Source organism: Haloarcula hispanica ATCC 33960 (assembly GCF_000223905.1).
Taxonomy (GTDB): domain Archaea; phylum Halobacteriota; class Halobacteria; order Halobacteriales; family Haloarculaceae; genus Haloarcula; species Haloarcula hispanica.
The window spans coordinates 1206617-1220300 of record NC_015948.1; the positions used below are offsets into that span (position 1 = coordinate 1206617).

The 13684-nt window shown below is 63.8% G+C and carries 11 protein-coding genes; 9 read left to right on the forward strand and 2 right to left on the reverse strand.

Annotated features, from left to right (window positions below; all coding sequences use genetic code 11):
• Positions 1 to 32 precede the first annotated feature (32 nt).
• From glpA to HAH_RS06150, 3 genes are read left to right on the forward strand one after another with little or no spacing between them, the layout of a single operon-like run.
• Entirely contained in the window at positions 33 to 1763 is a 1731-nt protein-coding gene (glpA, locus tag HAH_RS06140) for an anaerobic glycerol-3-phosphate dehydrogenase subunit GlpA (RefSeq protein ID WP_014040135.1), read from the forward strand.
• Complete coding sequence (glpB, locus tag HAH_RS06145) at positions 1753 to 3027, forward strand: glycerol-3-phosphate dehydrogenase subunit GlpB (RefSeq protein ID WP_014040136.1); 1275 nt, start codon at positions 1753 to 1755, stop codon at positions 3025 to 3027. The genes glpA and glpB overlap by 11 nt, the downstream gene beginning before the upstream one ends.
• Positions 3024 to 4394 carry an anaerobic glycerol-3-phosphate dehydrogenase subunit C gene (locus HAH_RS06150; protein WP_014040137.1) on the forward strand — a complete coding sequence of 457 codons (1371 nt, stop codon included), beginning with the start codon at positions 3024 to 3026 and terminating at the stop codon, positions 4392 to 4394. Before glpB ends, HAH_RS06150 begins: the two co-directional genes overlap by 4 nt.
• A gap of 24 nt (positions 4395 to 4418) precedes the next feature.
• On the opposite strand, the gene HAH_RS06155 is transcribed toward HAH_RS06150, so the two are convergent.
• Together HAH_RS06155 and ppc are read right to left on the reverse strand one after the other, a co-directional pair.
• On the reverse strand, positions 4419 to 4871 hold the full coding sequence (locus tag HAH_RS06155; protein ID WP_014040138.1) for a universal stress protein: 453 nt from the start codon (positions 4869 to 4871) through the stop codon (positions 4419 to 4421).
• Positions 4872 to 4968: 97 nt separating this feature from the next.
• On the reverse strand, positions 4969 to 7665 hold the full coding sequence (ppc, locus tag HAH_RS06160) for a phosphoenolpyruvate carboxylase (protein WP_014040139.1): 2697 nt from the start codon (positions 7663 to 7665) through the stop codon (positions 4969 to 4971).
• A gap of 153 nt (positions 7666 to 7818) precedes the next feature.
• Here ppc and HAH_RS06165 point away from each other — a divergent pair, with 153 nt between their 5' ends.
• From HAH_RS06165 to HAH_RS06190, 6 genes are all read left to right on the forward strand, one after another.
• A complete protein-coding gene (locus HAH_RS06165) occupies positions 7819 to 8523 on the forward strand; it encodes a helix-turn-helix domain-containing protein (RefSeq protein WP_014040140.1) in 705 nt (234 codons plus the stop codon).
• 416 nt (positions 8524 to 8939) lie between these two features.
• Complete coding sequence (locus tag HAH_RS06170; RefSeq protein ID WP_023843227.1) at positions 8940 to 9272, forward strand: hypothetical protein; 333 nt, start codon at positions 8940 to 8942, stop codon at positions 9270 to 9272.
• Between the two features lie 397 nt (positions 9273 to 9669).
• On the forward strand, positions 9670 to 11082 hold the full coding sequence (locus HAH_RS06175) for an ABC transporter substrate-binding protein (RefSeq protein ID WP_014040142.1): 1413 nt from the start codon (positions 9670 to 9672) through the stop codon (positions 11080 to 11082).
• A 2-nt stretch (positions 11083 to 11084) separates the two neighbouring features.
• Positions 11085 to 11897, forward strand: coding sequence for an ABC transporter ATP-binding protein (locus HAH_RS06180; protein ID WP_014040143.1), 813 nt, complete (start codon positions 11085 to 11087; stop codon positions 11895 to 11897).
• Positions 11894 to 12592, forward strand: a complete 699-nt coding sequence (locus tag HAH_RS06185; RefSeq protein WP_014040144.1) for an ABC transporter ATP-binding protein — start codon at positions 11894 to 11896, stop codon at positions 12590 to 12592. The genes HAH_RS06180 and HAH_RS06185 overlap by 4 nt, the downstream gene beginning before the upstream one ends.
• Complete coding sequence (locus HAH_RS06190) at positions 12589 to 13578, forward strand: branched-chain amino acid ABC transporter permease (protein ID WP_014040145.1); 990 nt, start codon at positions 12589 to 12591, stop codon at positions 13576 to 13578. Before HAH_RS06185 ends, HAH_RS06190 begins: the two co-directional genes overlap by 4 nt.
• The last annotated feature ends 106 nt before the right edge of the window (positions 13579 to 13684 follow it).

Genomic DNA, 13684 nt, shown 5'->3' on the forward strand with positions numbered 1-13684 from the left:
AGTGTATGCGCTCCAAACCCACGGAAAGATAGATGGGACCGACACCACACATCGCCGTCATCGGTGGCGGCTCGACTGGGGCGGGCATCGCGCGGGACCTCGCGATGCGCGGGCTCGACGTGACCCTGGTAGAACAGGGAAACCTGACCCACGGGACCACGGGTCGGATGCACGGGCTGCTCCACAGCGGCGGGCGATACGCCGTTTCGGACCAGGCCAGTGCGACCGAGTGTATCGAGGAGAACCGCGTCCTCCGAGACATCGCCAGTCACTGCGTCGAAATGACTGGCGGCCTCTTCGTCAAGCGGCCGGAGGACTCCGAAGAGTACTTCCAGAAGAAACTGAGCGGCTGTGAGGAGTGCGGGATTCCCGCGGAAGTCGTCTCCGGCGAGGAGGCTCGGGCGATGGAACCCCACCTGGCGAAAGACATCGACAAGGCAATCAGCGTTCCCGACGGGGCCATCGACCCGTTCCGGCTAGTCGTCGCGAACGCCGCGAGCGCACAGGAACACGGCGCACGCATCGAGACACACTCCAAAGTGACCGACCTCCTCGTCGAGAGCGGCGAGGTTGTCGGCATCGAGGTCGAACACGACTCCGGCCCCGGAAAACGCGTCCACGGCACGGAGGGCGGAACCGAACAGATCCGCGCCGATTACGTCGTGAACGCGACGGGAGCATGGGCCGGTCGCATCGGCGACATGGCCGGACTCGATATCGAAGTCCGCCCCTCCAAGGGCGTCATGACCATCATGAACATCCGCCAGGTCGACACCGTCATCAACCGCTGTCGGCCCAAGGGCGACGCCGATATCGTCGTGCCCCACGAGACCACTGCGATTCTGGGCACGACCGACGAGGAAGTCGAGGACCCCGAGGACTACCCCGAGGAGCAGTGGGAAGTCGACATGATGATCGACACCCTCTCGGAGCTGATTCCGATGCTCGACGAGGCGCGAACCATCCGCTCGTTCTGGGGCGTTCGCCCGCTGTACGAACCGCCGGACGTCGGCAGCGACGACCCGACGGACATCACGCGTGACTTCTTCCTGCTCGATCACGACGAGCGCGACGACCTGCCCGGCATGACCAGCATCGTCGGCGGGAAGTTCACTACCTACCGGATGATGGGCGAGCAGATCGCCGACCACGTCTGTGGGAAGTTCGGCATCGACGCCGACTGCCGGACCGCCGACGTGCCCCTGCCCGGCAGTGAGGACTTCTCGGTGCTGCGGGACTACATGGACGAGTTCGGGCTCCGCTCGCCAATCGGTCGCCGGAGTGTCGAACGGCTCGGCTCTCGGGCCGACGAGGTGCTCAACACCGACGGGCCGAACCCGACGGTCTGTGAGTGCGAGGGCGTCACCCGCGCCGAGATTCAGGACGCCATCGAGGGGTCCGGCTCGGACCTCAACGCCGTCCGCATCCGTACCCGCGCGTCGATGGGGAACTGTCAGGGTGGCTTCTGCTCGCACCGGATGGCGAGCGAGCTCCACTCGGAGTACGACGAGCCGGTCGTCCGCGAAGCCTGGGACGAACTGCTACAGGAGCGTTGGAAGGGGCAGCGACACGCTCTCTGGGGCGAACAGCTCTCCCAGGCCGCGCTGAACTACGCGCTGCACGCCACCACGCAGAACCGCGACCAGGACCCGGCTGACGGCGACCCGGTCGATTTCTCGGCGTTCGATTCGGGCCGCGGACAGACAGGCGGCAGCGTCGACAGCGCGGACGTAGCCGCCGACGGAGGGACAAATGGCTATTGAGTCGGAGGTGCTCGTCATCGGCGGCGGCCTCGGCGGGCTGACCAGCGCGCTGGCGGCCGCTCGTGAGGGAGCCGACGTGCGACTGGTCTCCTACAAACAGAGCACGCTCCGGCAGGCGTCGGGCCTTGTCGACGTACTCGGATACACACCGGACGGCGACGGCCCGCTGACTGACCCGTACGAGGCGATTCCAACCCTGCCGGCGGAGCATCCGTACCGGAAAGTCGGCGTCCAGACAGTCAGGGACGCGCTGTCGCTGTTCGACGACGCGGTCCCGACCTACGAAGGCGACCACACGGACGCGAACGCGCTCCTGCCGACCCACGGCGGGAGTATCAAACCGACCGCCCGCTACCCGGCCGGGGCCAGCGCCGGCCTCGCCAGCGATACCCGGGACACGCTGCTAGTCGGCATCGAGGAAATGGTCGACTTCGACGCCCCGCACGTCGCCGCCCATCTCGACGCAACGGGCGTGCCATTCGATGTCCGCGGCGAGACCATCCGGTTCCCGGGCGACCTGCGCGCGGACGCGAAGGTCACGCGGTACGCAAAACTGCTCGATACCAACAGCGAGGTGGCGGTTCGCGGACGCATGGTCCCAGCCCGCGAGGCGCTTGCTCAGCGCGTGAACCCGCTGCTCGAAGACGAACAACGGGTCGGCTTCCCGGCGATTCTCGGCGACGACAACCCCGGCGCTATCCGTGACGCGCTGAGTGACCACCTCGGCGTCGACGTGTTCGAGGTGCCGATGGGGCCGCCGTCCCTGCCCGGCCTCCGACTCGAAGACGCGCTGTTCGCGGCGCTTGACGAGGCCGGAGCCAGCATCGAAACCGGTAATCCGGTCGTCGATTTCGAGGGCGAGGACCGTATCGAGAAAGTGTTCATCGAGAAGAACGGCGCGAGGATACCCAACAGCGCCGACCAGTACGTCCTCGCGACCGGCGGCTTCGTCGGCAAGGGCGTCGAGTCCGACCGCGAGGGGGTGTACGAACCCGTCTTCGACTGCCACGTTCCCCACGCCGCGGACCGCTACGACTGGTTCGAGGGCGAGCTGTTCGGCGACCACGAGTTCGCCCGCTACGGCGTGGCGACCGACGACGACCTGCGGCCCCTCGATGCGAGCGACGACCGAGAGTTCGAGAACTTACGCGCCGCCGGCTCCGTGCTCGGCGGCTACGACTTCGCCGCCGAGAAATCCGGTAGCGGCGTCTCGATTGCCACAGGCTACGCGGCGGGCCAGCGCGCCGCACAGGAGGCACGATGAGTGACGCTGAAACCCCACCAGACTTTGACCCGGTTGCACCGAACACAGGCGAGGAGTTCGAACCAGTCGATGTCTTCCCCGACAGCGACGACTTCGACCTCCGACCCGGCGCGGACTCCTGTTACAAATGCTCGACTTGCGACACGAACTGTCCCGTCGCCGAGGTCGACGACGACTTCCCCGGCCCGAAGTTCCAGGGCCCCGAGCAGTGGCGGCTCAAGCAGTCCGACGACGACCACGAGATCGACGACTCGGTGATGGACTGCTCGAACTGCATGCGCTGTGACAACGCCTGCCCGTCGGGTGTCCCGCTCAGCCAGATGCACAACACCGCTCGCGGGGAGTACGTCAGCGAACAGATGGACAAGCTCTCCGTCGAGTACATCCGCAACCGCATCCTCGCGAACTACCGCACCTCCGCGTTCCTGGCGAGCAAGGTCCCCCGACTCGCAAACTTCGCGATGAACTTCGGGCCGGCCCGCTGGGTCATGGAAAAGACGATGGGTATCACCAGCGAGCGTGACTTCCCCGCCTTCGCGAAACAGACCTTCCGCGATTGGTGGGCCGACCGCGGCGGTCAGGCCCAATCACGGGAGAACGCGAGAGCCGCCCGCAGGCGCCGCGGTCTCCCCGAGGACGCCGACAAGAAAGTGGCGTACTTCCACGGCTGCTACTCCAACTACAACACGCCGGAGGTGGGCAAGGCGATGGTCCGGGTGTACGAGGAGTTCGGCTACGAGGTCGTCGCGCCCGAGCAGAAATGTTCGGGGACGCCGATGTTCGCCAACGGCATGCTCGACGACGCCCGCCGCCACGCCGAGACGAACGTCTCGTCGATGTCCGAACTCGTCGACGAGGGATACCACGCCATTGCCTCCTGTACCTCGTGTTCGATGGCGCTACGGCAGGAATACCCCGAGCTGTTCGACATCGACGGTATCGACAAAGTGGCGGAGAACACCTTCGAAGCCGTCGAGTACCTCCGTATCCACGAGGACCTCAAGGGCGAAGTGCAGGCGGCTGACGTTGACGGCGACCTCGCCGAGGAGTTCGCCTACCACGCCCCGTGTCACTCACGCAACCAGGGACTTGACCGCCAGGCCGTCGAACTGTTCCGCGACCTCGACGGCGCTGAAGTCGAGGACGTGGGCGACTCCTGTTCCGGCATCTCGGGAACCTACGGCTGGAAGGAAGAGAAATACGAGAAGTCGATGGAAATCGGCGAGGAGATGTTCGAGCACATGGAACACGCCGAGGGCGAAACCGGCATGACCGAGTGCCCGACCTGCGCGATGCAGATGGAACACGGCAGCGGCTACGAGATCCGGCATCCGCTCGAACTGCTCGAAGCCGCGCTGGTGGAGTAACTGAAAAACTCGGTTTCTGCGGTCTTAGTCCTCGCCGCGGACGAACGTGACCGGACACGGTGCGTTCAGCATGACTTCCTGTGCGGTGGAGCCGAAGACGGCCTTCCCGGTCGGCGAGCGCTTGCGGCCGCCGACGACGACGAGGTCCGAGTCCGTCACCTCGGCGAGGCTGACGATTTGCTCGCCGTGATTGCCCACGGCACCGCGAACCTGTGTCGACAGCCCGGCGTCGTCGAACCGCGAGACGAGTTCCCGGACGGTTGTGTGGCGGTCGGCGACCTCGTCGGGGTCGGCTTCGCCGGTCGATTCGAATTCGAGCCTGTCGACGACGCCGTCGTACTGGTCGTCGGTGAATACGTGTGCGACGATGACTGTCGCGCCGGCCGGGCTCGCGATATCGAGCACGGCGTCGGCGAGTTCGTCGATTCGGTCGGCGTCGTTTGGTCCAACTGCAAGAAGAACAGTTTCGAGTGCCATACCGGCTACTCCGGGGGAAGACGCCTAAATCCTTCGATGGGTACTACTTTTGTAGTAAGTCGTTCGCACGATGCCGCACCCAGTGTCGCTCAGTGCCTCACCCGGTGTTTTTCATCCCGGCCGCGATACCTTGGACGGTCAGCCGCAGCGTCCGGCGCTCGGTATCGGTTCGGTGGGACTGCTTGAGCAGGCGGACCTGCAACAGGTTCAGCGGGTCGACGTAGGGGTTCCGGCGCTCGAGGTTCTCCTGCAGCCACTCACGCGAGAGCAGGCCGTCCTGCCCGGTGATTTCGAGCACCTTCTCGACGGTGTCCTCGTACTCCTCGACGATACGCGGGTAGATGCGCTCGCGGAGTTCGGGGTCGGCCAGGTCGGCGTACTCCTCGGCGATTTCGAGGTCAGTACGGGCGAGCGCCAGCGACGCGTTGTCGAGCTTCGTCCGGAAGAACGGCCAGTTCTCGTACATCTCCTGTAGCGTTTCCATGTCGCCGCCGTTTTCGAGGTAGGCGTCCAGTCCGGTCGCGATAGAGTACCAGCCGGGGATGATACATCGGGCCTGCGTCCAGGAGAACACCCACGGGATGGCCCGGAGATCCTCGACACTGCGGTCCTCGCTTCGGGAGGCCGGCCGCGAGCCCATGTTGAGGTTCTCGATGACGGTGATCGGCGTCGCCTGCTCGAAGAACTCGACGAAGCCGTCCGTTTCGAGCAGGTCCTGGTACTCGTTGCGGGCGGCGTCGGACGCTGTCTCCATCGCCTCCTCCCACTCGTCGGGAATCTCCTCGACGGGCTCCTCAATGGCGTTTTTCCGCGCCCGGATCTGGGCGTTGAGCATCTGTTCGAGGTTGCGCTCGGCGATGTCGTGGTTGGCGTACTTCTCGGCGATGGCCTCGCCCTGCTCGGTGAACTTTATCTGACCGGTCACTGTCTCGTTCGGCAGGGCCAGCATGGCGTCGTTCATCGGGCCGCCGCCGCGGGAGATGGAGCCGCCGCGGCCGTGGAACAGGCGCATCTCCACGTCGTAGTCGTCGGTGATGTCCGCCAGTCGCTTCTGGTTGTTGTACAGCGACCAGTTGGCGGCAAGGAAGCCGTTCTCCTTGTTCGAGTCGGAGTAGCCCAGCATGATCTCCTGGATGTTGTCCCGGGCCTCAAGAGCCTGGGAGTAGGCCTCGTTCTCGAACAGCGTGCCCATGATGCGGCGGGCTCCGGAGAGGGCGTACTCCGATTCCAGCAGCGGCACCACGTCGAACCCGCAGTAGCCGGGCAAGTCGACGATGTCGACCTGGTCGGCCAGGAACAGGACCTCAAGCGCGTGACTTGGTTCTTCACACCAAGAGATTGCGTAGGTGTCGATAGCGTCGATGCCGAACTCGTTTTGCCAGTCGGCGGCCGCGCGGAAGCGGTCGAGGACGCGGGTTGCGTCCTCCGAGAGCCCCTCGGTGTCTTCCATGTCGATGACGGGGTTGTCCTGGATGATAGCCTCGGTCAGGAACTCGACACGCTCGTCTTCGTCCATGCCGGCGTAGTCGATGCCCTCGCGCTCGACGGATTCGGCGATGGCATCGGTGTGCATCTTCCGGTGGTCGCGCAGGTCGAGGCTGGCGAGGTTGAAACCGAACGTCTCGACCTTGCGGATCAGCGGGTCGACGTGGGCCTCGGCGATGACCTCGGCGTCGTTCTCACGGAGACTGTCGGCGATGACGCGGAGGTCGGTCAGCAGTTCCTCGTCGCTCTCGTAGCCGCCCTGGCGAACGTCGCTGACCCGGATGACGGACTCGCGCATCAGCCGGAGCTTCTGGCGGTAGGGCTCGTCCGGATACCGTTCCTCGGCCTCCGTGGCAATTCCGGGGAGCCTGGACTTGTGACGGTCCAGTCGCTCGTTGAACAGCGCGTCGGTCGCGATGTTCGAGGCGTCCTGACTCAGCACCCCGGAGAGTTCCTTGAGCTTGTTGCGGTACAGCGGCAGCACGGTGTCACGCTGGCGCTCCAGCGTCTCCTCGGTCACCTCAGTGGTGACGAACGGGTTGCCGTCGCGGTCGGAGCCGGCCCACGAGCGGAACTCGTAGAGTGTGTCGATATCGATGTCCTCGTCGTACACGTCTTCGAGGGTGTGTTCGAGTTCGTCGTACACCTCGTCGATAACGTCGAACAGGACGTTTTCGAGGTACCACTGGACGTTTAGCGCTTCGTCGGTGACCTCCGGGCGGCGGTCCCGGACCTGCGGTGTCTGCCAGAGACTCGTCACTTCAGCGTCGAGGTTCCGCTCGATACGCTTCTGTTCGCGTTCGGTGAGTCGCCGCTCGTCGAGTCGTTCGATGTCACGGGCGACCGACCGGAGCTTCGCCTTCACCGTCTTCCGGCGGGCTTCGGTGGGGTGAGCCGTGAACGTCGGCTGGATGAGAACGTCTTCGAGCACCTGCTCGAACTCCTCCGGGTCTGCGCCGCGTTCGGCCAGGTCCCGGACGGCTTCCTCGACGCTGTCGGCCAGTACACCCTCCTCGCTCCCCTCTCGGATTTCGCGGACCCGTTCGCGCTCCTCGGCGAGATTGATAAGTTCGAAATAGGTCGTAAACGCGCGTGCGACGATATCTTGGGTCTCCGGGTTCAGTCGGTTCAGTGCCCGGTGGACTTCGTCCCGCGTCTCGGCGTCACCGCGCCGGTAGTCGATACACGACGTTCGAATGGTTTCCACCGTTTCGAACGCCTCGGTCGAGGTTTGTGCTTCCAGCACTTCGCCCAGGAGCGCACCCAACTCCCGTACGTCCTGGTTTATCTCTCTGGCGTGCAAAGTCATACCACTTCCTCCAGAACCGAGCCCTAAAACATTATTGAAACGGTGTATCAGGGATAGACGTTCGTGAAGAACCCGGTTTCGGGAAATAGCTATTATTAATCGTGGGGTTCTTTACCGTATCACACGAATCACACAGGATACAGTGGACTGCCAATGATAGATATCGCCCTGGACATGGAGCAGTACGACTGTCCCTTCATCGACACGACGGCAGACCACGACGTCGCCTTTGCAGCGGTACACTGGGACTTCGACCAGCGTGCGCGGGAGTTGGAGACGCGAATGGTTGTCGAAGCCGAGGACGCGGGGATCCTCGATACGGGGCTGGACAGTCTGCAGGCCCACGAGAACATGAACGACTGTGCGCTGTTGCGCCGCGAGGACAACGCCGCCCACATCAGGACGACTATCGAGGAAACGGCGGCGATGCAGACCATCCGGGACAACGGCGGCTACATCACCGGCCCGTTCCACATTGAGGCGGGCAGCGAAACCTGGCACGTCGGATTCGACCGCGGCCGGGACGCCGATACGACGCTCTCGGAACTCGACCGCGACAACGAGTACGACGTGGTCGAACGCACGTCGACGACGCTCCCACAGCTCCAGGACCTCGTGCAGAACGCCGGCGCGGCGATGACGCTCGTGGACGGCTGTCGGGACCTCTCGGACACCGAACGTGAGACGCTGGAAACCGCCGTCTCCGAGGGCTACTTCGAGTCGCCCCGGGACGCGACGCTGGGGTCGCTTGCCGAGGACTTCGGCGTGTCCAAACCCGCCGTCTCGAAGAATCTCCGACGCGGCGAGCGGAAGATGATCCAGCGCGTCGTCGAGGCGCTGGACGACATCGAGGACTGATTTCGCTGTCTCCCCCGGCCTGTTCCCTACCCTGTCCAGAATGACAGCTGGGTGCAATTGTCACAACGGCCGTACCTAGCTCCCACTGTAGGCCTTAGCGTTGTTTTACTGCATAACTGACACTCGTGAGAGCGACATCGATACAAGACAACACCGATTGCGTGGGCTGAGATATGAATCAGCAAATGCCGGTCAAACGAATCCTGAACTGTCCGCATATCTGTGCTGCTGGGTGGTGACCACTGGTTCCACCCAGACGGATAGAGTAAGGGTTACTTCCATGCATGATTTCGAGATTGAGACCTGCTTAAATCATATTCCCACGGCCGGACGCAATACGAGTGCAAAGGAGGGGACCGGTCAAACAAATATTTCGACCAAAGATATTTTTATACAAAAGCAAAGACAACATAATCATGACTGCTGAAGAAGACGAATCATCATCTAGAAGAGCCATACCGGCTCTTGGAATGCTTTTCAAAACGGTATTCGGGTTGCTCTTGCGAATCATACTCGCACCGTACCGTCGGCTCGCAAGGCGGTTGCTTGTTGGAGTTATCCTGATACCAGTTGCCGTATTCCTCGGCGTGTTCATTTTTGCGGGGTTTGCGGGAGGAATGGAACTGTTTGACTTCCTCGGTGTGAACCGTCAGATTGGGTTTCTGATTTCAATCACCGTCGGAATGACCTTGCCGTGGGTGGTCATCCTCGGTATCCTGCATCGATACACTGACCACGAAATTCTCTAACTACCCGCAATGCGACTGGGACAGCGAACAGCGGCGTATTTTCGTCCGAGCTCTGGTCGGGTTGATAAACAGTTCTCTGATGTACCTTTGTCGCAGATATCCACTCGATTTCGTCGGACACACAGTTCGCTGTGGCCCTTGGACTGGTCCTCTCTCTCATTCCGGCGTTACTAACGTGGGTGACCGCTGAAATATATCGATTGACAGTTACTGAAGCAGTTACGTAGCAGATAGTCAAATCGGTGTGAGCGCATAATTCGCCAAGGAAAGAACGATACAGACCGTTTACGACCAGTTTTGTGACAGTCCCGGTACGGACGAGAATTGCGGTCTGTCTCGCCGCGTTAACATGTTAACTCAGCACACTATGTAGTCGGCGAGTCTACGATAATCTGTTATGCAGAACACGGCTACACGGAGGCGCGTTCTCGGCGCGCTCGGTGCCGGCGTTGTCGGGCTCAGCGGCTGTGTCAGTGACGACTCATCCATGACTGAACAGGACGGTTCGGACGGCGGCACGACGGACAGTGGCACGAACGGCGAATCGGGCGGCGGTGACTCGACGCAGACGGTCAGCATCGGCGTGCTTCAGCCCCGCGCCGGCGACCTGAAATACTACGGCGACCAGTCGCTGTGGGGCTTCCTCTCCGGGCTGGCGTACAAGGGTGAGACCGATCCGCCGACAGACGCCGGCAGCGGCGAGGTAACCATTACCGCTGGTGACACGGAGTACCGCCTGCTAATACGGGACACGGAGTTCTCGGCGGACACGGCTCAGACGGCGGCGACGAACCTCGTCGAGAACGAGAGCGTGGACATGCTCGCCGGCTGTGCGTCCTCGGCGGTCGCCAGCCGGGTCGTCACGACGGTCGTCAATCAGGCGCAGGTCCCCATCATGCTCGGTCCGGCGGCGTCGGCCGACATCACGTCCAACTCCGAGACCTGTAGCGACCTCGTCTACCGAGCGAGCGAGAACACCGCGATGGACGCCCGCTCGGGCGGGAAGTACGTCGCCAGAGAGACGGACGTTTCGACCGTCTACCTGTTCGGCGCGGACTACAGTTTCGGCCGCGCGGTCGTCAACAACTACCGAGACGTGCTGGAAGCCGAGGGCGTCGATATCGTCGGCGAACGCTTCGTCGAACAGGGCTACGCCGAGTGGGATGGGCTGCTGGACAACGCCGAGGAAGCCGGGGCGGAAGGCGTCGTCGGCGGGTTCACCGTCGCGACGCTCCCGGCGATGTTCAACGCCTTCCTCTCCGGTGAGTACTCCTATCGGGTGTTCGGCGGGTTCGCCACCAGAATCACCAACAGCGTCGTCGGCGGGACGATGCAGAGCGTGCTCGGCGAACCCCTGACCGAGGAAAAGATCAGAAACTCACAGCTCGGGCCGTTCACGACTCGCTACCACTGGAACCAGTACGACAACCCGATCAACGACGCGTTCGTCGAGAGCTACACCAACGCCTACGGCGTCGTCCCGGACCTGTTCTCAGCGGGGACCTTCACCGGCGCGTCAGCGATCCATCAGGCGGTTCAGGAGAGCGGGTCGACCGAGGGTACGGACATCGCCGATGCCCTGAAGGGGATGACAGTCACCGACACGCCGAAAGGCGAGAACGGCTACACCTTCCAGGAGTACAACAATCAGGCACAGTCGGCGATGACCGTCGCGAACCCGATTCCGACGACCGACGAGTGGGCCGACAACTGGGGAGCCGCCATCATGCCCGGCGAACCGCTCGCTCGCATCAGCGCCGACGAGACGACCATCCCGCAGGACAGCGACCAGATGGACTGTTCACTGTAGGTATGCTCAGAACACAGGGACTGACCAGAGAGTTCGGGGGACTCACTGCTGTCGACAGCGTCGACTTCGAACTCGACGCGGAACTGTGCTCGCTCATTGGCCCGAACGGGGCCGGCAAGACGACGTTCTTCAATCTGCTGACCGGGAGCCTCTCGCCCACCGAGGGGACGGTCGAACTCCGGCGTGACGGACAGTGGGAGGACATCACCGACGCGTCGCCCCACGAGACGGCCAGCAAGGGCATCCATCGGTCCTATCAGGTGACGAATGTCTTCCCCAACAGCACGGTGCTTGAGAACGTCCGGGTCGCCGAACAGGCCCACAGCGACGACGCCACGACGTTCTGGCGCAACGTCGACCACTACGACGAGTTCACGGAGCGCGCCCACGAGATTCTCGACCGGGTCGGGCTTGCCCACCGGGCCGAGGACCTCGCGAGCACGCTGAGCCACGGCGCAAAGCGCAAGCTCGAAGTCGCTATCGCGCTGGCCGGCGACCCCGCGGTGCTCCTGCTGGACGAGCCAAACGCCGGCGTCTCCTCGGAGAGTGTTGACGAAATCCGGGACCTCATCGAGGCGGTGGCAGAGGACTACCCAGTCCTGCTGGTCGAGCACAACATGGACATCGTGATGGGCGTCTCCGACCGCGTCGTCGTGCTCCATCAGGGTGCGGTCATCGCCGACGGACTGCCAGCAGAGGTACGGGCTAACCCCGACGTCCAGTCGGCGTATCTCGGCGGCTACGAACCGGGCAGCTTGGACGATGACACGACAGCGACCGGGTCCGGAACGGACTCGGAGGAGGGGACGGCGTGAGCCTGCTCGAACTGAGCGGCGTCCACACGTACTACGGCGACAGCCACATTCTCGAAGGCGTCGACCTCTCCGTCGAGGAGGGAGAGGTGGTCGCGCTGGCCGGCCGCAACGGCGTCGGTAAGACGACCACGCTGCGGACGATTCTGCAACTGACACCGCCACGCGAGGGGTCGATCACCTTCCGCGACGAGTCGCTGGTCGGGCTGGAGACACACGAGGTCGCCGAGCGCGGACTGGGATGGATTCCGGAGGACCGTCGGATGTTCAGCCAACTCAGTGTCGAGGAGAACCTTCGGGCGGCGATACCGGACCCGGACGACGTGAGCGACGGCCTCCGCCTGGCCTTCGACTCGTTCCCCATCCTCGAAGAGCGGCGGGGGCAGGAGGCCGGGACCCTGTCGGGCGGCCAACAGCAGATGCTCGCCATCGCCCGCGGGCTGGTCGGCGACAACGACCTGCTGCTGGTCGACGAACCGAGTGAGGGGTTAGCCCCCCAAATCGTCGCCGACGTGGCCGAGGCGCTGTCGAAAGCAAGCGAGGATGTGACGATGCTGCTGGTCGAGCAGAACCTCCCGCTGGCGCTCGACTTGGCCGACCGGTTCTACATCCTCGACAAGGGCCGCGTCGTCGACGACGGCGACACGGCGGCGGTGACGGCCGACGACGAGCGGTTCAGGAGGTATCTGTCGGCATGATACTCGAAGCGCTCGTGGAGTTCCTGACGCTCGGCGAACTCGGCGGTGTCATCGTCAACGGGCTCGCCAAGTCAGCGCTGTACGTGATGATTGCCAGCGGTCTGACGCTGATTTTCGGCCTGATGGGCGTGTTGAACTTCGCCCACGGGTCACTGACGATGGTCGGGGCGTACCTCGGCGGCCTCCTGATGGTGGTGACGGTCACCGGCGGGACAGCGCCGCTGACCCGCCTCGGCCTGTTCTTCGTCGCCATCGTCGTCGTGTTCGCGCTGCTGACGGTGCTTGGCGGGGCTATCGAGACAACCATCATCCGGCCGCTGTACGACCGGCCGCCAATATACCAGATCCTGCTGACGTTCGGCCTGACGCTCGTCATCGAGGAGGTCGTTCGCATTGTGCTGGGTGTCTACGGCCTCCAGCCGCTGTCGGACTGGCAGGCCGCGCTGGCGACCAAGCCGCAGTTCCTCCGCGAACCGGTCGCCCTCGGTCCCGTCAGCGTCGGCTGGATGTCGCTGTTCCAGATACTCCTTGGAACTATCACGGTGGTCGGCATCTGGGCGTTCCTCACAAAGACCCGCTATGGCCTGTACATCCGGGCCGGGAGCGAGGACACGGAGATGGCATCGGCGCTTGGCATCGACGTTCGTCAGGTGTTCACCGTCGTGTTCGCGCTGGGTATCGGGCTGGCCGGCGCGGCCGGAACGCTGCTGATGTGGGACCCGACGTGGGGCGCGAGCGTCCCGCTGGCGGCCGAGACGCTGCTGCCGGCGTTCATCGTCGTCATCGTCGGCGGCCTCGGGACGTTCCGGGGCACCGTCGTCGCCGCGCTGGTCGTCGGGATGGCCGACGCGGTGACGACCTGGTGGTTCCAGAACGTCATCGAGTTCACGGGCCTGCCGGAACTCGTCCTGTTTCTGGTCCTCGTGGTGACGCTCATCGTCCGCCCGCAGGGCCTGTTCGGCGTCGAGGAGGTGGGGGGCCATTAGCGCCGAGACCGAGGCCGACGCCGAGGCGGCGTCCGAGCCACAGACCCCCACGACTGTTGAGACGGGCTGGCCCCGCGAGTACCTGCGGGACCACACCGCTCACATC

Excerpts from the sequence above, each read along its gene's own strand:
- glpA (WP_014040135.1), top strand. The coding sequence starts at position 33 with ATGGGACCGACACCACACATCGCCGTCATCGGTGGCGGCTCGACTGGG.
- glpB (WP_014040136.1), top strand. The coding sequence starts at position 1,753 with ATGGCTATTGAGTCGGAGGTGCTCGTCATCGGCGGCGGCCTCGGCGGG.
- HAH_RS06150 (WP_014040137.1), top strand. The coding sequence starts at position 3,024 with ATGAGTGACGCTGAAACCCCACCAGACTTTGACCCGGTTGCACCGAAC.
- HAH_RS06155 (WP_014040138.1), bottom strand. The coding sequence starts at position 4,871 with ATGGCACTCGAAACTGTTCTTCTTGCAGTTGGACCAAACGACGCCGAC.
- ppc (WP_014040139.1), bottom strand. The coding sequence starts at position 7,665 with ATGACTTTGCACGCCAGAGAGATAAACCAGGACGTACGGGAGTTGGGT.
- HAH_RS06165 (WP_014040140.1), top strand. The coding sequence starts at position 7,819 with ATGATAGATATCGCCCTGGACATGGAGCAGTACGACTGTCCCTTCATC.
- HAH_RS06170 (WP_023843227.1), top strand. The coding sequence starts at position 8,940 with ATGACTGCTGAAGAAGACGAATCATCATCTAGAAGAGCCATACCGGCT.
- HAH_RS06175 (WP_014040142.1), top strand. The coding sequence starts at position 9,670 with ATGCAGAACACGGCTACACGGAGGCGCGTTCTCGGCGCGCTCGGTGCC.
- HAH_RS06180 (WP_014040143.1), top strand. The coding sequence starts at position 11,085 with ATGCTCAGAACACAGGGACTGACCAGAGAGTTCGGGGGACTCACTGCT.
- HAH_RS06190 (WP_014040145.1), top strand. The coding sequence starts at position 12,589 with ATGATACTCGAAGCGCTCGTGGAGTTCCTGACGCTCGGCGAACTCGGC.